This is a genomic window from Mycobacterium rhizamassiliense (genome assembly GCF_900157375.1).
In the GTDB taxonomy this organism is placed as follows: domain Bacteria; phylum Actinomycetota; class Actinomycetes; order Mycobacteriales; family Mycobacteriaceae; genus Mycobacterium; species Mycobacterium rhizamassiliense.
In genome coordinates, this window is sequence record NZ_LT721901.1 from 2,278,200 (window position 1) to 2,299,264 (window position 21,065).

18 protein-coding genes and 2 pseudogenes are annotated in these 21,065 nt (G+C 67.8%); 13 read left to right on the forward strand and 7 right to left on the reverse strand.

All coding sequences use genetic code 11. From position 1 onward, the window contains the following. The first annotated feature begins 11 nt into the window (after positions 1-11). Genes MRAB57_RS11120 through purD form a run of 4 tightly spaced genes read left to right on the forward strand, consistent with a single transcriptional unit; the run spans position 12 to position 3,358 of the window. Positions 12-761, forward strand: a complete 750-nt coding sequence (locus tag MRAB57_RS11120) for an SDR family oxidoreductase (RefSeq protein ID WP_077087606.1) — start codon at positions 12-14, stop codon at positions 759-761. After that, positions 758-1,612, forward strand: a complete 855-nt coding sequence (locus MRAB57_RS11125) for an NAD(P)-dependent oxidoreductase (RefSeq protein ID WP_077087607.1) — start codon at positions 758-760, stop codon at positions 1,610-1,612. Before MRAB57_RS11120 ends, MRAB57_RS11125 begins: the two co-directional genes overlap by 4 nt. Next, on the forward strand, positions 1,613-2,050 hold the full coding sequence (locus MRAB57_RS11130) for a carboxymuconolactone decarboxylase family protein (RefSeq protein WP_077087608.1): 438 nt from the start codon (positions 1,613-1,615) through the stop codon (positions 2,048-2,050). A gap of 39 nt (positions 2,051-2,089) precedes the next feature. After that, positions 2,090-3,358: a phosphoribosylamine--glycine ligase gene (purD, locus tag MRAB57_RS11135; RefSeq protein WP_077087609.1), complete on the forward strand. Its 1,269-nt coding sequence runs from the start codon at positions 2,090-2,092 to the stop codon at positions 3,356-3,358. Here purD and MRAB57_RS11140 read toward each other — a convergent pair. Together MRAB57_RS11140 and MRAB57_RS11145 are read right to left on the reverse strand one after the other, a co-directional pair. Continuing rightward, complete coding sequence (locus MRAB57_RS11140; RefSeq protein WP_077087610.1) at positions 3,355-4,938, reverse strand: gamma-glutamyltransferase family protein; 1,584 nt, start codon at positions 4,936-4,938, stop codon at positions 3,355-3,357. The genes purD and MRAB57_RS11140 overlap by 4 nt on opposite strands. Before the next feature lie 26 nt (positions 4,939-4,964). Beyond that, a complete protein-coding gene (locus MRAB57_RS11145; RefSeq protein WP_077087611.1) occupies positions 4,965-5,876 on the reverse strand; it encodes an alpha/beta hydrolase-fold protein in 912 nt (303 codons plus the stop codon). 43 nt (positions 5,877-5,919) lie between these two features. On the opposite strand from MRAB57_RS11145, the gene MRAB57_RS11150 reads away from it, so the two are divergent. After that, a complete protein-coding gene (locus tag MRAB57_RS11150) occupies positions 5,920-6,555 on the forward strand; it encodes a TetR/AcrR family transcriptional regulator (RefSeq protein ID WP_173814017.1) in 636 nt (211 codons plus the stop codon). Here the strand turns inward: MRAB57_RS11150 and MRAB57_RS11155 are convergent. Next, positions 6,552-7,298 (reverse strand): DUF429 domain-containing protein, encoded by a 747-nt coding sequence (locus tag MRAB57_RS11155; RefSeq protein ID WP_077087613.1) that lies wholly within the window; start codon positions 7,296-7,298, stop codon positions 6,552-6,554. The genes MRAB57_RS11150 and MRAB57_RS11155 overlap by 4 nt on opposite strands. A 42-nt stretch (positions 7,299-7,340) precedes the next feature. On the opposite strand from MRAB57_RS11155, the gene purB reads away from it, so the two are divergent. The 3 genes from purB to MRAB57_RS11170 are packed head-to-tail and all read left to right on the forward strand — an operon-like array spanning position 7,341 to position 10,992. Then, complete coding sequence (gene purB / locus MRAB57_RS11160; protein ID WP_077087614.1) at positions 7,341-8,759, forward strand: adenylosuccinate lyase; 1,419 nt, start codon at positions 7,341-7,343, stop codon at positions 8,757-8,759. Next, positions 8,756-10,003 carry a cytochrome P450 gene (locus MRAB57_RS11165; RefSeq protein WP_077087615.1) on the forward strand — a complete coding sequence of 416 codons (1,248 nt, stop codon included), beginning with the start codon at positions 8,756-8,758 and terminating at the stop codon, positions 10,001-10,003. The genes purB and MRAB57_RS11165 overlap by 4 nt, the downstream gene beginning before the upstream one ends. Continuing rightward, positions 10,000-10,992 carry a tellurite resistance/C4-dicarboxylate transporter family protein gene (locus MRAB57_RS11170; RefSeq protein ID WP_077087616.1) on the forward strand — a complete coding sequence of 331 codons (993 nt, stop codon included), beginning with the start codon at positions 10,000-10,002 and terminating at the stop codon, positions 10,990-10,992. The genes MRAB57_RS11165 and MRAB57_RS11170 overlap by 4 nt, the downstream gene beginning before the upstream one ends. Here the strand turns inward: MRAB57_RS11170 and MRAB57_RS11175 are convergent. Further along, positions 10,973-11,593, reverse strand: coding sequence for a hypothetical protein (locus tag MRAB57_RS11175; protein WP_077087617.1), 621 nt, complete (start codon positions 11,591-11,593; stop codon positions 10,973-10,975). The genes MRAB57_RS11170 and MRAB57_RS11175 overlap by 20 nt on opposite strands. A 52-nt stretch (positions 11,594-11,645) precedes the next feature. On the opposite strand from MRAB57_RS11175, the gene MRAB57_RS11180 reads away from it, so the two are divergent. Further along, complete coding sequence (locus MRAB57_RS11180) at positions 11,646-12,539, forward strand: phosphoribosylaminoimidazolesuccinocarboxamide synthase (protein WP_077087618.1); 894 nt, start codon at positions 11,646-11,648, stop codon at positions 12,537-12,539. After that, positions 12,539-14,698, forward strand: a complete 2,160-nt coding sequence (locus tag MRAB57_RS11185) for a S9 family peptidase (RefSeq protein ID WP_108637927.1) — start codon at positions 12,539-12,541, stop codon at positions 14,696-14,698. The genes MRAB57_RS11180 and MRAB57_RS11185 overlap by 1 nt, the downstream gene beginning before the upstream one ends. Here the strand turns inward: MRAB57_RS11185 and MRAB57_RS11190 are convergent. Next, a pseudogene (locus MRAB57_RS11190) lies at positions 14,627-14,854 on the reverse strand (DoxX family protein); the annotation flags it as partial. The gene MRAB57_RS11185 and the pseudogene MRAB57_RS11190 overlap by 72 nt on opposite strands. Here MRAB57_RS11190 and MRAB57_RS11195 point away from each other — a divergent pair. Then, a pseudogene (locus tag MRAB57_RS11195) lies at positions 14,855-15,151 on the forward strand (TetR-like C-terminal domain-containing protein); the annotation flags it as partial. A 5-nt stretch (positions 15,152-15,156) separates the two neighbouring features. On the opposite strand, the gene MRAB57_RS11200 reads toward MRAB57_RS11195, so the two are convergent. Together MRAB57_RS11200 and MRAB57_RS11205 are read right to left on the reverse strand one after the other, a co-directional pair. Then, entirely contained in the window at positions 15,157-16,767 is a 1,611-nt protein-coding gene (locus MRAB57_RS11200; protein ID WP_077090544.1) for a DHA2 family efflux MFS transporter permease subunit, read from the reverse strand. 51 nt (positions 16,768-16,818) lie between these two features. After that, positions 16,819-18,435: a DHA2 family efflux MFS transporter permease subunit gene (locus tag MRAB57_RS11205; protein ID WP_173813929.1), complete on the reverse strand. Its 1,617-nt coding sequence runs from the start codon at positions 18,433-18,435 to the stop codon at positions 16,819-16,821. Between the two features lie 199 nt (positions 18,436-18,634). Between MRAB57_RS11205 and MRAB57_RS11210 the strand changes: the two genes are divergently transcribed. Then, the gene (locus tag MRAB57_RS11210; protein ID WP_077087621.1) at positions 18,635-19,339 is read left to right on the forward strand and encodes a DUF2334 domain-containing protein; all 705 of its coding nucleotides are present in this window, start codon (positions 18,635-18,637) and stop codon (positions 19,337-19,339) included. A gap of 49 nt (positions 19,340-19,388) precedes the next feature. Further along, on the forward strand, positions 19,389-21,056 hold the full coding sequence (locus tag MRAB57_RS11215) for an FAD-binding dehydrogenase (protein WP_077087622.1): 1,668 nt from the start codon (positions 19,389-19,391) through the stop codon (positions 21,054-21,056). Positions 21,057-21,065: the final 9 nt, after the last annotated feature.

Sequence of the window (21,065 nt, forward strand, 5' to 3'; positions counted from 1 at the left end):
AGCTCAACAGCATGAGATTCGAGAACAAGGTCGCCATCGTCACCGGCTCGGGCGGTGGCATCGGTCAGGCCTACGCCGAGGCGCTGGCCCGCGAGGGCGCCGCGGTCGTCGTCGCCGATATCAACCTGCAGGGCGCCGAGAAGGTGGCCGACGGGATCAACGGCGAGGGCGGTAGGGCGCTGGCGCTGCCCGTCGACGTGTCGGATCCGGTGTCGGCCAAGGAGATGGCCGATCGCACGCTGGCCGAGTTCGGTGGCATCGACTACCTGGTGAATAACGCCGCGATCTTCGGCGGCATGAAGCTCGACTTCCTGATCACCGTCGACCCCGAGTACTACAAGAAGTTCATGAGCGTAAACCTCGACGGCGCGCTGTGGTGCACCCGCGCGGTCTACAAGAAGATGGCGAAGCGGGGCGGCGGGGCGATCGTCAACCAGTCGTCCACCGCGGCCTGGCTGTACTCGAACTTCTACGGGCTGGCCAAGGTCGGAATCAACGGACTCACCCAGCAGCTGGCCACCGAACTCGGGGGTCAGAACATCCGGATCAACGCCATCGCACCCGGTCCTATCGACACCGAGGCCAACCGGTCCACGACGCCGCAGGAAATGGTCGCCGACATCGTCAAGGGAATTCCGTTGTCGCGCATGGGACAGCCCGAAGACCTTGTCGGCATGTGCCTGTTCCTGCTGTCCGACGAGGCGAAGTGGATCACCGGGCAGATCTTCAACGTCGACGGCGGACAGATCTTCCGATCATGAGCGATCTCAAGCTGGGGTACATCGGGCTGGGGAACATGGGCGCGCCGATGGCCACCAAGATGACCGAATGGCCCGGCGGGATAACCGTTTACGACATCCGGACCGAGGCGATGACGCCGCTAGTCGAGAAGGGCGCACGCATCGCCGACAGCGTGGCCGACATCGCCGCCGCCGACATCGTCCACATCACCGTGCTCGACGACGCCCAGGTGCGGGAGGTCGTCGGCGAGCTGGCGGCCCACGCCAAGCCGGGGACCGTCGTCGCGATCCACTCCACGATCAGCGAAACCACCGCGGCGGAGCTGGCCGATCAGCTCAAGCCGCAGGGCATCCACATCGTCGACGCGCCGGTCAGCGGAGGGGCCGCCGCGGCGGCCGAGGGCAAGCTCGCCACGATGGTGGGCGCCGAACGCGAGGTGTACGAGCGGATCAAGCCGGCGTTCAAACACTGGGCGGCGATGGTCGTCCATGCCGGTGAGCCGGGCGCGGGAACCCGAATGAAGCTGGCCCGCAACATGTTGACGTTCACCTCGTACGTGGCGGCCTGCGAGGCCATGAAGCTCGCCGAGGCGGCTGGTCTGGACCTGCAGGCGCTGGGCCGGGTGGTCCGCCACACCGACGCGCTCACCAGCGGTCCGGGCGCGATCATGGTGCGCGAGGACATGAAAGATATTGAGCCGGATAACTTTCTGTACCAGTCCTTCGTGCACGCCCGCGGGCTGGGGGAGAAGGACCTGAGCCTGGCGCTGGCGCTGGGCGAGGCCGTGTCGGTCGACCTACCGTTGGCCCGGCTAGCGTATGAGGGGCTGGCCGCCGGCCTCGGGGTCCCGCACACAGAGAAAGAGACGTAAATGGACGAGCTGCGCCGCAAGGGTCTCGAGAAGATGAACGAGGTCTACGGCTGGGAGATGCCCAACATGGAGGGCGATCCATACTTCGACCTGACTGTCGATCACCTGTTCGGCAACATCTGGAACCGGCCGGGTTTGTCGATGCGCGACAAGCGCATCATGACGCTGACGGCAGTGACCGCGGTCGGAAATCGCGACCTGGCCGAGATTCAGATCAACGCCGCGTTGCTCAACGAGGAACTCACCGAGGACGAGCTGAAGGAGATGGCCGTCTTCCTCACCCACTATCTCGGGTTCCCGCTAGGTTCGGCGCTCAACGGGGCGGTCGGCACCGTCATCTCCAAGCGCAAGAAGGCCGCGGCCAAGGGCGCAGGCGAGGACAAGAAGGCCAACGTCGAGGGTGCGCTGAAGATGCACTCGGGAAAGACGAACGACTAGACCTGTGCCCGCTCGACCGGCCCGCTAGAGTGGCGTTTCGTGCGGGTTCTGGTGATCGGTTCAGGCGGACGTGAACATGCCCTGCTGCTGGCGCTGCGCAGAGATCCGCAGGTCACGGCGCTAGCCATCGCTCCCGGCAATGCCGGCACCGCGCGGCTCGCGGAGCAGCACGCCGTGGACGTCACCTCCGGCGACGACGTCGTCGCGTTGGCCCGTGAGGTCGCGGCCGATCTGGTGGTCATCGGCCCCGAGGTGCCGCTGGTGCTCGGGGTGGCCGACGCCGTGCGTGCCGCGGGCATCGCCTGCTTCGGTCCCAGCAAGGATGCGGCTCGCATCGAGGGTTCCAAGGCCTTCGCCAAAGACGTCATGGACGCCGCGGGCGTGCGGACGGCCAGCAGCGAAATCGTTGACAGCCCAGCCAAGTTGGATGCCGCACTGGATCGATTCGGGCCGCCCAGCGGCGATCCTGCCTGGGTCGTCAAAGACGACGGTTTGGCGGCGGGCAAAGGCGTGGTGGTGACGGCGGACCGCGACGCGGCGCGCGCGCATGCGGCCAGCCTGCTCGACGACGGGCACCCGGTGCTGCTGGAGTCGTTCCTCGACGGCCCCGAGGTATCGCTGTTCTGCGTCGTTGACGGCGAGACCGTAGTGCCGCTGCTGCCGGCGCAGGACTTCAAGCGGGTCGGCGACGGCGACACCGGGCTGAACACCGGCGGCATGGGTGCTTACGCGCCGCTGCCCTGGCTACCCGAAAGCGTGCTGCGGGACGTGGTCGGCGGCATCGTCGAACCCGTTGCGGCCGAACTGGTTAAGCGCGGCAGCACCTTCTCCGGCCTGCTCTACGTCGGACTCGCGATCACCGCGAAGGGGCCGGCGGTGGTCGAATTCAACTGCCGCTTCGGGGATCCCGAGACCCAGGCGGTGCTCGCGCTGTTGGACTCTCCGCTCGGGGAGCTGCTGCACGCCGCAAGCACCGGAACGTTGGCCGAGTTCGGCCAGTTGCGCTGGCGCGACGGCGCCGCGGTGACGGTGGTGCTGGCCGCGGAGAACTATCCGGGGCGCCCACGGGTCGGCGACGTCATCGTCGGCTCCGAGGCCGACGGGGTGCTACACGCCGGAACGGCCCGCCGCGACGACGGTGCGGTCGTCTCCTCGGGCGGGCGGGTGCTGGCGGTGGGGGGCACCGGGGCGGACCTGTCCGCGGCGCGCGAGCACGCCTATCAGATCATGGGATCAATTCGGTTGCCCGGCAGCCATTTCCGCGGTGATATCGGCTTGGCCGCGGCGCAGGGCGAGGTCAGCGTCTAGAAGGCGGCGGCCTGGCCGTCGCGGCGCGGGTCGCTCGCCGCGAGGTATCCGTCGTCGAGGCGCCAGATCGCTTGGCAGCTGCCGAACGCGTTGTAGTCGTCCATCGCGAGCAGGTCGTGGCCGCGTCGGCGCAACTCTTCGAGCGTTGCGGGCGGGAAGCCCGGCTCGCAGCTGACCTGCATGCCCTGCACCCAGCGAAAGCGTGGGCCGTCGCAGGCCGCCTGCGGGTTCTGGCCGTAGTCGGCGATACGAACGAGCACCTGGACGTGGCCCTGGGGTTGCATCGGGCCGCCCATCACCCCGAAGCTCATCACCGGCGCCCCGTCGTGCGAGACAAAGCCGGGAATGATCGTCTGGAAAGGCCGCTTGCCCGGGCCCACCTGGTTCGGATGCCCTTGCGTGGCAACGAAACCCGCCCCCCGGTTCTGCAGCGAGATGCCGGTGCCCGGCACCACCACGCCGGAGCCGAAGCCCATGTAGTTCGACTGGATCATCGACACCATGGCGCCCGACGCGTCGGCGGCGGTCAGGTACACGGTGCCCCCGGCCGGTGTGCCGGCGGAGGCCGGCTTTGCCCGCTCCGGGTCGATCAGCGCCGCGCGCTGGCGCAGGTACTCGTCGTCCAGCAGGTCGCCGGGGCGCACCGGCATGTGGTCGATGTCGGACACGTAGGTCTGCGCGTCCGCGAAAGCCAGCTTGAGCGCCTCGATCTGCAGATGCACACTGTCCGCGGAATCGACTGGCAGCGCGGCCATGTCGAAGTGCCGCAGAATCCCGAACGCGATCAACGCGACGATGCCCTGGCCGTTCGGCGGTATCTCGTGGACGGTGTAGCCGCGGTAGTCGGCGCTGATCGTGTCGACCCAATCGGCGCGGTGAGCGTCGAGGTCGCCGGCCCGCATGGCGCCGCCGTTGGCCGTCGAGTGCGCCTCGAGTGCGTCCGCCAGCGGCCCGCGGTAGAACGCCTCGCCGTTGGTCGCGGCGATCTGCTCTAGCGTGGCGGCCTGGTCGGCAAACCTGAACAGCTCGCCTGGCCTCGGTGCCCGTCCGTGGGGCAGGAATGCCTCGGCAAATCCCGGCTGGGACTCGAACATCGGCACCTGGGCTGCCCACTGCGCGGCGACGGTGGGCGAGACTAGAAATCCATTGCGGGCGTAGGAGATCGCAGGCGCGAAGAGCCTCTCGAACGGGATCTTTCCGAACTTGGCATGCAGCTCGGACCACGCCGACACCGCCCCGGGCACCGTCACCGAGTCCCAGCCCGTCACGGGAATCGGGTTGCCGCCGAAGTACTCTGGTGTCCACCCCGCGGGGGACCGGCCAGAAGCATTGAGGCCATGGAGCTTTCGGCCATCCCACACGATCGCGAACGCGTCCGAGCCGATGCCGTTGGACACCGGCTCCACCACCGTCAGGGCGATGGCCGTGGCGACGGCCGCGTCGACGGCGCTGCCACCCTCGGCGAGCATCCGCAGACCCGCTTGCGCGGCCAGCGGCTGCGACGTGCATACGACGTTCGCCGCCAGCACGGGCTTTCGCGGCCAGGCGTACGGGAAGGTCCAATCGAAGGGCGCGCTCACCCTCGCGAGCGTAACGCTCAGCGCCCTCAGGCCGTCAGCAGCGGTGCCATCCAGGTCAGCTCCGCCGGCAACTGCGAGCTCCAGAATTCCCCGTTGTGGCCGCCGGGGGAGAAGCCGCCGGCGGGCGGGTTGGGCAGTTGGGCGATGAACTGCTTGGTGGCGCCGTAGAACGGGTCGCTGTCTCCGCAGTCCACCCGGATCGGGATGGACGCCAGCGCGGGCAGGCCGAACACCGAATTCGCCGCGAAGTCGTCGGGGCCGTCGAAGGCGCCGGGGGCAGCCGCGCCCGACGACATCCACAACGCCGGGCTCACCGCGCAGATCGCTGCCATGCGTGCGGGCCCCAGCCGGCCCCCGAGCAGCAGCGCACCGTAGCCGCCCATCGACCAGCCCAGGAACGCCACCCGCGAGGTGTCCAGGCGCTGGCCGTCCAGCATCGGGATCAGCTCATTGAGCACCATGGCCCCGCTGTCCTCGCCGGACGCGCGTTTGTGCCAGTAGCTGCCGCCGCCGTCGACGGCGACCACTGCGAAGGGCGGCAGCCCGGCGTTGACGGCCTGGGCGAGGCCCTGCTCGACGCCGCCGGCCATCACGGTTGCCGCGTCACTGCCCTTCCCGTGCAACGCGATCACCGGACGCAGCGCCTTGGTCTGTCCGGGCGGGCGGGCGATCGCCCAATTGGTCGAAATTCCGCCGCGGGCCGCCGACACGAAGGACCCGGTTGTCATGGTGGGCGCGGGATCGGCGGCGGGAGGCGGTTCGAGCGGTGCGGGCGGGGCCAACGGAACCTGGGTGCTGGCGGTCGTCACCGGGATGGTCCGAGTTTTCTGCGATCGAAGCAGGTTATCCAGGCCAAATCCGCCCGCCGCGCCGAGAACGGCGCCGGCGCCGAGACCGAGCACGGCGCGGCGGCTCAAGTCGGGCATGCGGGCCATCATGCCATGGCCGTTTATCCGAAATGGCAATGCAGTACCACTTTGACTGGCACTATGTTCAGGCGTGACTGCAGCCGCAACTCCGAAAGGAGAACGCCGACGCTATGCGTTGGTCAGCGCTGCCGCTGAGCTGCTGGAAGAGGGTGGATTCGAGGCGGTGCGCCACCGAGCGGTCGCGCGCCGAGCCGGTCTGCCGCTTGCTTCTACGACCTATTACTTCTCGTCGCTCGATGACTTGATCGCCAAGGCGGTCGAACACATCGGGATGATCGAGGTGGCACAGCTGCGGTCGAGGGTCACCGCGTTGTCGCGCCGCCGCCGGGGGCCCGAGGCGACCGCCGAGTTGCTGGTCGATTTGTTGGTGGGCGACATCGACGGTGTCGGACTGGCCGAGCAGCTGACCTCGCGGTACGAACGCCACATCGCCTGCACCCGCCTGCCCGCGTTGCGCGACACCATGCGCCGCAGCCTGCGTCAGCGTGCCGAGGCTGTGGCCGACGCTCTCGAGCGGTCGGGCCGCAATGTGCACATCGAATTGGTGTGCACGCTGATCTGTGCCGTGGACGGTTCGGTGGTCTCCGCGCTGGTCGAGGGGCGGGATCCGCGCGCGGCAGCCTTGACCACGATGGTCGATCTCGTCGAGGTGCTCGCGCCCATCGACGAGCGACCGGTCCGGATCTAGCGGCTTACCAGGTCCGCCGGCAGCGACGGCGTGACGATGTGGCCGGTCGCGGGGTCGCCGTAGATCGTGATGCCGGCCGGGCAGCGCTGGGCGTACAGCGCGACGTAGGCGCACACCACGGCGTCGATCGGATCCTCGGCACGGCGCAGCTCGCTCTTGCGTTGGGCGACAACGACCTGCCGGCGCAGCTCAATCCAGGCGGCGTTGTCGACGACGCGCAGTGGCACCGCGGTGCGCGCGAGCTTCTCGATGCCGTCCATCAACAGCAGCAGCTGCGATTTGAGCCGATTGAGGTCGCGGCCGGGTTTGGCTTTGTACTTCAGGGTCCGCTCCAACCGGAACAGCGCGACCGTTGCCGCATGCGGGTAGACCTCGAGGGCGCGGCGCGCAGACGAAGACCGCGGGTCGAAATCGAGGCCCAACGCTTCGGCCAAGCGTCCCCCGCGCGGGCCGTCGGCGAATTCCGGCTTCCCGGTGTTGCACGGGTGGGTGCCGGCCTCGAACCGGCGGAAATCACGGTTGAGGGCGGTCTCGGCGGGACGCTGCCCGGTCGGGTTGGTCACCACCAGCGGCGCGTCGAACCCGACCACGCACGCGCCCCGCACAAACGGCTGCAGCGCGGCCAGGATCTCGCTGTCGTCGCGGACCGCTCCGGCGGTAACCAGGCAGCCCTCGGAGTCGACGACCGCGACGCCGGTCGGATTTCGCCCCGCCCAGGCGAGGTCCACCCCGGCGAAGTACATCCGCATAGGTTACGACCTGCACCGACCGTAAGCTGTGTGCTTGTGAGCATTCCGAATGTGCTGGCCGCCCGGTACGCAAGTCCCGAGATGGTCGCGATCTGGTCGCCGGAATCCAAGATCGTCGCCGAGCGACAGCTGTGGCTCGCCGTGCTGCGCGCTCAGGCGGAACTGGGTGTCGCGGTGCCGCCCGAAGCGATCGCCGACTACGAACGGGTGCTCGGCGACGTGGACCTGTCCTCCATCGCGGCCCGGGAGAAAGTGCTGCGCCACGACGTCAAGGCCCGCATCGAGGAATTCAACGCGCTGGCCGGCCACGAGCACGTGCACAAGGGAATGACCAGCCGGGATCTGACCGAGAACGTCGAGCAGCTACAGATCCGACGGTCGATGGAGTTGGTTTTCTCCCACGGGATTGCGGTGGCGGCTCGGCTCGCCGAGCGGGCGGTCACGTACCGCGATCTGGTGATGGCCGGCCGCAGCCACAACGTCGCCGCCCAGGCCACCACGTTGGGCAAGCGATTCGCCTCGGCCGCCCAGGAGACGCTGGTCGCGTTGACCCGGCTGCGGGAGCTGATCGACCGCTACCCGCTGCGCGGCATCAAGGGCCCGATGGGCACCGCGCAGGACATGCTCGATCTGCTGGACGGCGACGCCGCCAGGCTGACCGAACTCGAAGGCCGCATCGCCGACTTCCTCAGTTTCGCAACGGTTTTGACGAGCGTCGGGCAGGTGTATCCACGTTCGCTGGACCACGATGTGATCTCCGCGCTGGTGCAGCTCGGGGCCGGGCCGTCGTCGATGGCCCACACCATCCGGCTGATGGCCGGGCACGAACTGGTCACCGAGGGATTCGCGGAGGGGCAGGTCGGTTCGTCGGCGATGCCGCACAAGATGAACACCCGCAGTTGTGAACGCGTCAACGGGCTGCAGGTCGTGCTGCGGGGCTACGCATCGATGGCCGCCGAGCTCGCGGGTGCGCAGTGGAACGAGGGCGACGTGTTCTGCTCGGTGGTGCGCCGAGTTGCCTTGCCGGACAGCTTCTTTGCCGTCGACGGGCAGATCGAGACATTCTTGACGGTGCTCGACGAGTTCGGTGCCTACCCGGCGGTCATTCAGCGCGAGCTCGACCGCTACCTACCGTTCTTGGCCACCACCAAGGTGTTAATCGCCGCGGTGCGCGCGGGCATGGGCCGGGAGGCCGCACACCACGTGATCCGCGAACACGCAGTCGCGACGGCGTTGGCGATGCGCGAACAGGGTGCCGAGCCGGACCTGTTGGATCGGTTGGCCGCCGACGATCGGCTGCCGCTGGATCGGGCCGCCCTGGACGCCGCTTTGGCCGACAAGAAGGCATTCATCGGGGCCGCCGGCGACCAGGTGGACGAGGTGGCCGCCGCGGTGGATGCGTTGGTGAGTCGCTACCCGGACGCCGCCAAGTACACGCAGGGCGCGATCTTGTGACGCTGGCGAGCGCGCTCGCGGAGATCGACTTCACCGATCTCGACAACTTCGCCAACGGATTTCCACACGACCTGTTCGCCGTGCACCGGTGCGAGGCACCGGTGTACTGGCACGAGCCGACCGACAACACCCCCGACGGCGAGGGCTTCTGGTCCGTCGCCACCTACGCGGAAACGCTTGCCGTGCTGAAGGATCCGGTGACCTATTCGTCGGTCACCGGTGGCCAGCGGCCGTACGGCGGGACGCTGTTGCAGGACCTGTCCATCGCGGGCCAGGTGCTCAACATGATGGACGACCCCAGGCATTCGCAGATCCGACGGCTGGTCAGCTCCGGGCTGACACCGCGGATGATCCGTCGTGTCGAGGACGATCTGCGGGGCCGGGCCTGCCGGCTGCTGGATGCGGTCAAACCCGGTGAGGTCTTCGACTTTCTGGTCGACATCGCCGCCGAACTGCCGATGCAGATGATCTGCATCCTGCTGGGAGTGCCGGAGTCCGAACGGCATTGGCTGTTCGAGGCCATCGAGCCGCAGTTCGACTTCGGCGGCTCGCGCAAGGCATCGCTCTCGCAGCTGTCGGTCGAAGAGGCCGGGTCGCGGATGTACGACTACGGTCAGCAGCTGATCGCGTCGAAGCGCTCCGAGCCGACCGACGACATGTTGTCGTTGGTCGCCAACGCGACCGTCGACGTGTTAGATGGGCCCACCCCTACGGATCTCGAGGTGTACCTGTTCTTCAGCCTGCTGTTCAGCGCCGGTGCCGAGACGACCCGCAATGCCGTCGCGGGCGGCCTGCTGGCGTTGACCGAGCACCCCGAGCAGTGGCGGGTGCTGCGAGCCAACCCCGACCTGCTGCCGAGCGCCGTCGAGGAGATGGTGCGGTGGACCTCGCCGTCGCCGTCCAAGCGGCGCACCGCCACCCGCGACATCACCCTCGGCGGGCAGGCCATCGAGGCGGGGCAGAAGGTCCAGGTGTGGGAGGGCTCGGCCAACCGCGACGGCGCCGCGTTCGATCGCGCCGACGAGTTCGATATTGCGCGTAAACCCAACCCGCACTTGGGCTTCGGCCAGGGCGTGCACTATTGCCTGGGCGCCAACCTGGCCCGCCTGGAACTGCGGGTGCTCTTCGAGGAGCTGCTGTCGAGGTTCGGCGCGGGGCGGGTCGCCCAGCCCGTCGAATGGACCCGCAGCAACCGGCATACCGGCATCCGCCACCTCGTCGTGGAATTGCTCGAGGAACAGTGACGATCCGGCTCGCCGCCCTCGAGCCGTCGCCCGATGTGTTCGCCGCGGTGATGGCGACGGGAATCCTGTCCATCGCGGCGGCCGACCATCACTACCGCCAAATCAGCCAAACGGTGAGCGTTCTGGCGACGCTGGGCCTGGTGATCCTGGCCGGTCTGGTGATCGTCACGCGCCGGTTTTCGAGCTGGGACCTCAGGGACCCCGACATCACCCTGCGGCTGTTCACCTTCGTCGCCGCGTGCGCGGTGCTGGATAGCCGGCTCGCGACCCAGCCGATCCTGGTGTGGGTGCTCGCGGTGGCCGCGCTGGCGTCCTGGCTGCTGCTGATCGCACTGAGCGTGCGCAACATGTCGCGGCGTTCCTGGTCGGCGCTACGCGACGAGTCGCACGGCGCCTGGGAGCTGGCCAGCGTCGGCACCTCGGGTCTGGCGATCGTGTCCACCAAGGTCGCGGTGCACACGCCGGCGCACTGGTGTCTCATGGCGGCGGTGCCCATCTGGGTGGCGGCGCTGGGCATCTACTGCCTGATGACCGGCCTCATCCTGTGGCGCACGGTGGACGAGCGCCAGGACCGCGACGGATTCGAGCCCGACACCTGGATCCTGATGGGCGGCTTGGCAATTGCCACACTGGCGGGCGACATCATCCACGGCCTCGCCCCGGCCTGGCTGGCCGGGCCGGTGCGTGTGGTCACCATCGTCACGTGGGTGGCGGCGACGCTGTGGATACCGCCGCTGATCTACTTCGGCCTGCACCGCATCAGCCATCGCCCGGAGATGCTGCACTTCGCCGGGGTGTGGTGGGCATTCGTCTTCCCGCTGGGCATGTATTCGGCGGCCACCTACGCGATGGCCGCCGAGATCGGGCGGCCATCGCTGATCACGGTGTCGCTGGTCTTCTTCTGGGACGCGTTGGCCGCGTGGGTCATTGTGGTCATCGCCGGGCTGCTGCTGGCCGGCCGCGCGGTGTTCAGCCCGCGCGAATCGTGATCCCGGCCGACCTCAGTTCGAGCGCCGCCAGCGCGCGGATGGTCACCGGATCCTCGCGGCGCCAGCCCCCGACCGGATCCGCGCTGACCGCCACCAGCCGCCGCGGCGGCCGGTTGGTCAGCGCCCGCAGGGCCAGCAGCTGCTCGCCGGCCGGGGTGGCGGCCAGGGCGGTGACTATCCACTTGCGCCGGAAGAACCGCAGCCGCAGAAACAGCCAGGGTGCGACCGCGAGAAGGATCGGTGGTGCTACGACCGAGATGGCCAGCAACACCGCCAGCCAACCGGCCGTGGTGTCCAGCTCGTGCACGGCGTCGGCGATGGCGACGGCCGCGTCGGCGGCCGAGGTGAGGGGCTTGCTGACGGCATCGCCCACCACCGGAATGTGTTGCGCCCCATGGCCCGCGGAGGCCAGGTCGCCGGCGATGCCGTGGGTGCCGCTCTCGACTTGTCGCCCGGCCTCGGCGATGGTCGAGATGGCGTCGTAGACGGCCGTGCCGACCAGGGCCCAGATCGCCGTCCACACCACGATGACGGCATCGCTGAACAGTTGGCCCAGCAATCGACCGGGTGTGGTCGCATAGGGCAGGAACCGGGATGTCATAACGTCGATCCCAGCACAATGTGGCGGTTGCGGTGCCCGATAGGCTGGCCCGATGCGCCCTGCACTGTCCGACTATCAGCATCTGGCCAGCGGCAAGGTCCGCGAGCTGTATCGCGTCGACGACGAACACCTGCTGCTGGTCGCCTCCGACCGGATCTCCGCGTACGACTTCGTCTTGGACAGCATCATCCCGGACAAGGGCCGCATCCTGACCGCGATGAGCGTGTTCTTCTTCGGCCTCGTCGAGGCGCCCAACCACCTGGCCGGCCCGCCGGACGACCCCCGCATCCCCGATGAGGCGCTCGGCCGCGCCCTGGTGGTGCGCCAGCTGGAGATGCTTCCGGTCGAGTGCGTGGCCCGCGGCTATTTGACCGGCTCAGGGCTGCTGGACTACCAGGCGACCGGCAAGGTCTGCGGCATTGCGCTGCCGCCGGGCCTGGTGGAGGCCAGCAAGTTCACCACGCCCCTGTTCACCCCGGCGACCAAAGCCGCACTGGGCGATCACGACGAGAACATCTCGTTCGCCCGGGTGATCGAAATGGTGGGCGGCGTGCGCGCCAACCAGCTTCGCGACCGCACGCTGCAGATCTATGTGCAAGCCGCCGATCACGCCCTGACGACCGGAATCATCGTCGCGGACACGAAGTTCGAGTTCGGCACCGACCGCAATGGCGATTTGGTGCTCGCCGATGAGATCTTCACCCCGGACTCGTCGCGGTACTGGCCGGCCGCCGACTACCGCGCCGGCGTCGTCCAGACCAGCTTCGACAAACAATTCGTCCGCAACTGGCTCACCAGTCCAGAATCGGGCTGGGACCGCCACGGCTCGCAACCGCCGCCACCGCTGCCCGCCGACATCATCGAGGCCACCCGCGACCGCTACATCAATGCCTACGAACGGATTTCCGGATTGAAGTTCGATGACTGGATCGGCCCCGCCGCATGATGGAGTCGACCGACCAGACGCCCGCCCCGCCCGTCGCCAAGCGTGTCGATACCCGACGCGAATTCCACGGCGATGTCTTCGTCGATCCCTACGAATGGCTGCGCGACAAGGAAAGCCCGGAGGTTATCGCGTACCTCGAGGCAGAGAACGCCTACGTCGACCAGAGCACCGCGCACCTGCAGCCGCTGCGGGAGCAGATTTTCGCCGAGATCAAGGCTCGCACCAAGGAAACTGATCTGTCCGTGCCGACCCGGCAGGGCGACTGGTGGTACTACTCCCGGACCTTCGAGGGCAAGCAGTACCGTGCCCAATGCCGTTGCCCGGTAGCCGATCCCGACGACTGGGATCCGCCCGTCCTGGACGAGCACACCGAGATACCCGGCGAACAGACGCTGCTGGATTCGAATGTCGAGGCCGACGGCCACGACTTCTTCGCGCTGGGCGCGGCCCTGGTGAGTCTGGACGCGAATTTGCTTGCGTATTCGGTCGACACCGTCGGCGACGAGCGATACACGCTGCGGTTCAGGGACTTACGCTCCGGCGAGAACTACCCCGACGAGATCGCCGACATCTCGGCCGGCGTTACCTGGGCCGCGGACAACCGCACGGTGTACTACCTGACGCTGGACGATGCGCACCGCCCCGACAAGGTGTGGCGATACCGGCTGGGCTCCGGTGAGCCGTCGGAGTTGGTGTATCACGAAGCCGACGAACGGTTCTGGCTCGGGGCGGGGCTCACCCGCAGCGAGGCGTACGTGCTGATCGCCTCGGGCTCGTCGGTCACCTCCGAGCTGCGCTACGCGGATGCCGCCGATCCGAACGCGGAGTTCACGGTGGTGCTGCCGCGTCGCGAAGGCGTCGAGTATTCGGTGGAGCACGCGGTGGTCGGGGGGCAGGATCGCTTCCTGATCCTGCACAACGACGGCGCGGTGAACTTCACGCTGGCCGAGGCCCCGGTCAGCGATCCAACCCAGCAGCGCACCCTGATCGAGCACCGCGACGACGTCCGCCTCGAGGGCGCCGATGCCTTCGCCGGCCATCTGGTGATCAGCTACCGACGTGCGGCATTGCCGCGAATTCAGTTGTGGCCCATCGGTTCCGATGGCAACTATGGTGATCCGGAAGAGATCGCGTTCGATTCCGACCTGATGTCGTCGGGCCTGGGTGGCAACCCGAACTGGGTTTCGCCCAAGCTGCGCATCAGGGCGGCATCTTTGGTCACGCCGTTGCGGGTCTACGACATCGACCTACGCACCGGGGAGCGCACGTTGCTGCGCGAGCAACCGGTGCTCGGCGACTACCGCCCGGGCGACTATGTGGAGCGGCGCGACTGGGCGATCGCCGATGACGGCACCCGGGTCCCGGTGTCGATCGTGCACCGCGCGGATATCGAATTCCCGGCCCCGGCACTGCTTTACGGATACGGGGCCTACGAGATCTGTACCGACCCGGTCTTTTCCATCGCGCGGTTGTCGCTGCTGGACCGGGGTATGGTGTTCGCCATCGCCCACGTCCGCGGCGGCGGCGAGATGGGCCGGCTGTGGTATGAGCATGGCAAGCTATTGGAGAAGAAGAACACCTTCAGCGACTTCGTCGCGGCCGCAAGGCATTTGGTCGACGCGGGAGTGACTCGGCCACAGCAGCTGGTGGCGTTGGGCGGCAGCGCGGGTGGGCTGCTGATGGGTGCGGTGGCCAACCTGGCGCCGGAGCTGTTCACCGGAATACTGGCGCAGGTTCCGTTCGTCGACCCGCTGACCACCATCCTGGATCCGTCGCTGCCGCTGACCGTCACCGAGTGGGACGAGTGGGGAAACCCGTTGAGCGACAGCGCCGTTTATGAGTACATGAAGTCGTATTCGCCCTACGAGAACGTCGAGACCAAGCGGTACCCGGCGATCCTGGCGATGACGTCGCTGAACGACACCAGGGTCTACTACGTGGAACCGGCCAAGTGGGTCGCGGCGTTGCGCCACGCCAATACCAACGGCAACCCGGTGTTACTCAAGACTCAGATGGCGGCGGGGCATGGCGGTGTCAGCGGTCGCTACCGGGCCTGGGAGGAAACGGCGTTCCAGTACTCCTGGCTGCTAGCGGCTGCCGATGGCGACCGCTACGGCGGCGGCGAGGAAGACGATCTCGGTAGCGGTTCGCACGGATAGCCGGGTCGTCATCGACTTCGGCGGATCCGGCATCCGCGAGGCATAGACGTTGGCCGGGAACATGGCCAGCATCAGCGCCAGCAGGCACAGCGCCGCGGCCACCCGGGTGGCGGGCAATAGCAGGCCGGCCGCGCCCAGGAGCTCCAGCACGCCCGGTTCGCCATCGGGCACCCCGGCCACTACCAGGTGATGTTCAACAAATCGCTGCTCGACGGATCGGACGCCGGGCTGGCCGCCGCGGAAGCCGCCGCAGGCGCGGAACTCTCACGCGGGGTGGCCACCCTGCGTGACCCCGGGGCGCGGGCGGACCCGGCGGGCGCGCAGTTGGCGGCATGGTCTCTGGTTCATGGATTTTCGACGCTGTGGCTCAACGACGCGGTGAATGCCGAAGTGCGACAGTCGGACCCGATGGACACCGTCACGCGGATCGCGACGATGCTCTTCGAGGGGTGATCGCCCTAGGCGTCGGCGGTTTCGTCGGCCGGCGTGCGCGACAGGAACGAGGCGGGGATCAGCGACAGTGCCACGAATACCGCGGCGATCGCGAAGACGAGGGTGTAAGCGTGCGAGTAATCGCGATTCGCGTGCTCCCAGAAGCCGGGTGCCAGCGACTGTGACGGTATCGCGGATGGATTCACCGGCACTCCGCGCAGAGCGGACGCTTCTTCGAGTGCCGAGATTTTGTTTGCCGCGGTGATGTATTCGCTTCGGTTGAACTGGTTGGTCAGGATCATCGACATCACCGCGGTCCCCAGCGACCCGGCGATCTGGTGATTGACGCTGATCACCGTTGTCCCGCGGGCGATCTGATGCGGGGCCAGCGTCTGTACCGACGCCCCGGTCAGCGGCATCAGGGTGCAGCCCATGCCCATGCCGATGATCGCCAGCCCGATCAGCAGGATGGGAGTGAACGGGGCCTGCTTGGCCATGCCGTAGCTGACGATCCCCAGCCCCACGACGATCACCGAGATGCCGGCCATCACGATCTTTCCGGCGCCGCGTTTGTCCATGAAGATCCCCGCCAGCGGGATCGTGGACATGGCGCCGATGCCCTGCGGCAGCATGTACAAGGCGGCCTGAATCGGCGTCCGGTGCAGCACCAGCTGGTAGTAGCCGGGCAGCAGCAGCATGCAGCCGAAGGCGGCGGTGGCGAACACCAACACCGTCACGTTGGCCCGGGTGAGTCCTGGATTGCGGAAAAGGTGTAAGTCGATCAGCGGATGGTCGGCGCGATGCAGCGCGTGCCAGACGAAACCGCCGATCAACGCGAGGCCAAGGGCCGTCGGCAGCAAGACGTAGCGGTCGGCCACCGTGCCGCGGACCCCGATGGAGGACACCCCGAAGAGGAATATGACCAGGCCGGGTGACAACAACAGCACGCCGACGAAATCGAAGGTTTCCGACGGACAGGGCTCTTCCCGGGGGAACAGGATGGCCGCGAAAACGACCACGAGCACTCCGATCGGGACGTTGATCAAAAAGATCCACTTCCACCCGTAGGTGCCGATCAGCCAACCGCCGAGGATCGGCCCGCAGATCGGGCCGAGCAAAACGGGAATGCCCCCCACCGCGACCAGTCGGCCCAGCCGCTTGGGGCCGGCTTCGCGGGTCATGATGGCGAAGCTCACCGGCGCCAGCACGCCGCCGCCGGCGCCCTGCACCATCCGAAATAGGATGAGCAGCAATATGTTCGGTGCCACGGCGCACAGCAGCGAGCCCACCGTGAAGACCAGAACCGCACCGATGAAGATGCGCTTGGCGCCGAATCGGTCGGCCGCCCACCCGGTCATGGGGATCACCGTCGCGAACGCCAGCAGATAGCCGGCCACCGTCCAGGCCACGATGCCCGGCGTCGACTGAAATTGGATGACGAAGGTGTGTTGCGCGACGGCGACGATGGTCGAGTCCAGCGCCCCCATCACCGCCGCCAGCCCGCACACCGCGCCGATGCGCAACAACCGCGCGTCGAGTTTGTCTGGGTACTCACGCTCGGCCTGGGCGGGCACCCCGAGGGCGGCCGGGAAGTCAGACGCTGCGGAGAATGGGTTTTTCATGGCGTCGCCGAGCATATCCATACCGTTCAGCGCTGGGGCCGGCAACGGTTGAATCGGGTTGCTCGCCTATACCTCGGGCGTTTGGATGGCCGGCTTCTTCGGCAGGAACGACGCGGGGATGAGCGTCAGCGCCACCAGCATCACCGCGATCACGAACACCGTCGTGTAGGCGTGGGACAGGTCATGGACCACGTTGGCCGCGAAGTCGGGGGCCAGCGACTGCCGCGGCACGGCGGACGGATCGACCGGCTTGCCGGGGCCGGCCCTCTGCTGCAGGGCCGCGAGCTTGTTCGCCGCGAGGATGTTTTCGCTCCGGTTGAACTGGTTGGTCAGCACCATCGACATCATCGCGGTCCCCACCGAGCCGCCCACCTGATGGCTGACGCTCATCAGCGTGGTGCCCCGCGCGATGTGCGCCGGCGCCAACGCCTGGACCGACGCCACCGAGAGCGGCATCATGGTGCATCCCATGCCCAGGCCCATGATCGCCAGCGCAATGAGCAACGTGGGCTGGTACGGGGCCTGCTTGGCCACGCCGTAGACGAAGCCGCCCAGGCCGGCGATGATCAACCCGATGCCGACGAGCACGATCTTGCCCGGCCCTTGCCGGTCCACCAGCGGCCCGGTCAGCCGCATCGTCAGCATCGCCCCGAGGCCCTGCGGGATCAGGTGAACCCCGGCCTGCATCGGCGTGTAGTGCCACACCTGCTGGAAGTAGCTCGGCAGCAGCAGGCCGGCGCCGAAGAAGCTGCCCGCGAAAATCATCATCGTCACGTTGGCGTGGGTGATCACCGGGTTGGCGAACAGCCGCAGGTCGATCAGCGGGTGATCCGCGCGGCGCAGCGCGTGCACGACGAACGCGGCGATCAACACCAGGCCGACCGCCGCGGGTAGCAAGACGCGACGATCCGCCACGGTTCCGCAGCGCGGGATGGACGACACCGCGAACAGGAACGTGGCCAGCCCCGGCGACAACAACAGCGCGCCGACGAGGTCGAACGTTTCCGACCGCGCCGGGTGATCCCGGGGAAACACGATTGCCGCCAGTGCAATCGTCAGCAGGCCGACCGGCAGGTTGATCAAGAAGATCCATCGCCAACTGGATGTGTCGATGAGCCAGCCACCCAGAATCGGCCCGGCGATCGGGGCGAGCAGCATCGGGATGCTCAGGATCGACATCAGGCGGCCCAGCCGCAACGGCCCGGCCTCCCGGGTCAGGATCATGAAACCCAGCGGCAACAGCATGCCGCCGCCGACACCCTGGATAACCCGAAAAATGATGAGCTGCAAGATGGTTGACGCCAACGCGCACAACAGCGAGCCGAACAAGAACGCGACTATCGACCCCACGAAGAGCCGTTTGGTGCCGAACCGATCGGCCGCCCAACCGGTCAGCGGGATCACGGTTGCCAGCGCAAGGGTGTAGCCGGTCATCGTCCACGCGACCACGGCCTGGCTGGACCCGAACTCCGCGATGAACGTGCGTTGCGCGACGCTGACGACGGTGACGTCCAGGATCGCCATGATCGTGGCCAGGATGCAGACGCCGGAGATCCGCAGCAGAGCGGCATCGAGCTTGTCCGGATAGCCGCCTTCGCCCCCATCCGGAGGCCGGGCGGGGGTGGCGGGAAGCGGTGCGTCGGCCGCGGCGGAGTGGGCCTTCTCCATAGCGTTGCTTAGCATATCGAATTGTTTTCCGGTTTCGGCGCTAGTTGGCGTTTGCTCGCCGCGCACCCGACTCGACCCCCGTCCCAACGTCGTTGCGCGCGTCCGCGATCGGGCCGCGCACGGCGCTGTGAGCTGTGCCGCAGCAACGGCGATATATGCCTGCCGTCTGCGTGTCCTTCACGGTTTCGACACCTAAACTCGTCAAACTGCGGTTGTGGCTGGAAAATTGATCGTCTCCGTCTCAGGGATTGGCGAGCGCACCCTGGCCGACGTCGAGGCGTTCTGCGCACAAATGGACGCCCGCAAAATCCCGGTGTCGTTGTTGGTGGCCCCGCGGCTGTCCGGCGACTATCGCCTCGACCGCGACCCGCGCACCGTCGAGTGGCTGACCCAGCGCCGGGCCGGCGGCGACGCGATCGTGTTGCATGGCTACGACGATGCGGCCACCAAGAAGCGGCGCGGCGAGTTCGCGATGCTGCGCGCGCACGAGGCCAATCTGCGGCTGATGGCCGCCGACCGGGTGCTCGAACACCTGGGGCTGCGCACCCGGCTCTTCGCGGCCCCGGGCTGGGTAGTGTCGCCCGGCGCGGTACAGGCACTGCCGGGCAACGGTTTTCGACTGCTGGCCGACCTGCACGGGATCACCGATTTGGTCAGGCACACCACCGAGCGCGCCCGCGTGCTCGGGATCGGGGAGGGCTTCCTGAGCGAGCCGTGGTGGTGCCGCATGGTGGTGCTGTCCGCCGAGCGGATCGCCCGTCGCGACGGGATCGTGCGGGTGGCCGTGGCCGCCCGTCAGCTGCGCAAGCCCGGCCCGCTGCAGGCGATGCTGGACGCCGTCGACCTCGCCTCGATGCACGGGTGCACGCCGACGGTGTACCGCTGGCGGTCCGCCAAGGCGATTCTCGACGCCGCCTGATTAAGCCGTCTGGTTAATCGCCCAGCTGCAGAAGCTACCCTGTTGCGGCATGAGCGATTCTTCGGCGGCGGGGTTTGAGGCCGACGCGATTGTTGTGGGAGCGGGCCTGTCGGGGCTGGTGGCCGCCTGCGAGCTGGTGGACCGTGGCCTGCGGGTGCTGGTCCTCGATCAGGAGAACAGCGCCAACCTGGGCGGCCAGGCCTTCTGGTCGTTCGGCGGCCTGTTCTTCGTCGACAGCCCTGAACAGCGCCGGCTCGGCATCCGGGACAGCCACGAACTCGCGCTGCAGGACTGGCTGGGAACGGCCGCGTTCGACCGCGAAGAGGACTACTGGCCACGGCAGTGGGCGCACGCCTACGTCGATTTCGCGGCGGGGGAGAAGCGCAGCTGGCTGCGCGAGCGGGGGCTGAAGATCTTTCCGCTCGTGGGCTGGGCGGAGCGCGGCGGCTACGACGCGCAGGGCCATGGCAATTCGGTGCCCCGGTTCCACATCACCTGGGGCACCGGACCGGCGCTCGTCGACATCTTCGCGCGCCGGCTGCGCGACCGTACGACCGTCCGCTTCGCGCACCGGCACCGCGTCGACGAGCTGATCGTCGAGGGCGACGCGGTGACCGGGGTGCGGGGTGCGGTGCTGGAGCCCTCGACCGAAGCGCGCGGCGTGCCGTCGTCACGAAAAGAGTTGGAGCAGTTCGAGTTTCGTGCGTCAGCGGTGATTGTCACCAGCGGTGGCATCGGCGGCAACCACGAGTTGGTGCGAAAGAATTGGCCGAAAAGCATGGGCCGGGTCCCCGAACAGTTGCTGAGCGGGGTGCCCGCCCATGTCGACGGCCGGATGATCGAAATCACCCAGCGCATCGGCGCGCGGGTGATCAACCCGGACCGGATGTGGCATTACACCGAGGGCATCACCAACTACGACCCGATCTGGCCGCTGCACGGCATCCGCATCATTCCCGGGCCGTCATCGCTGTGGCTCGACGGGTCCGGCAAGCGGCTGCCGGTCCCGCTCTATCCCGGCTTCGACACGCTCGGCACGTTGGAATACATCACCAAGTCCGGGTACGACTACACCTGGTTTGTGTTGAACACCAAGATCATTGAGAAGGAATTCGCGCTGTCCGGTCAGGAGCAGAATCCCGACCTGACCGGGCAGAGCGTGCGCGAGCTGGTGCGCAACCGGGCCAGTTCCGGGCCGCCGGGACCGGTGCAGGCGTTCATCGATCGGGGCGTGGACTTCGTCTCGGCGGATTCGCTGCGCGAGTTGGTGACCGCGATGAACGCCCTGCCCCGCGTGCAGCCCCTGGACTACGCAACGGTGGAAGCCGAGGTGACCGCGCGCGACCGCGAGGTGGCCAACAAGTTCAGCAAGGACGGCCAGATCACCGCGATTCGCGCCGCGCGCAACTATCTCGGCGACCGCCTGGGCCGGGTGGTGGCGCCGCACCGGCTCACCGACCCCAAGGCCGGGCCGATGATCGCGGTCAAGCTGCACATCCTGACCCGAAAGACGTTGGGCGGCATCGAGACCGACCTCGGCGGACGGGTGTTGAAGACCGGCGGCACCCCGATCACCGGGCTGTACGCGGCCGGCGAGGCGGCCGGGTTCGGCGGCGGCGGCGTGCACGGTTACCGCGCCTTGGAGGGAACATTCCTGGGCGGCTGCATCTTCTCCGGCCGGGCCGCCGGCCGCGGCGCCGCCGACGACATCACCTAGCGGCGAAAG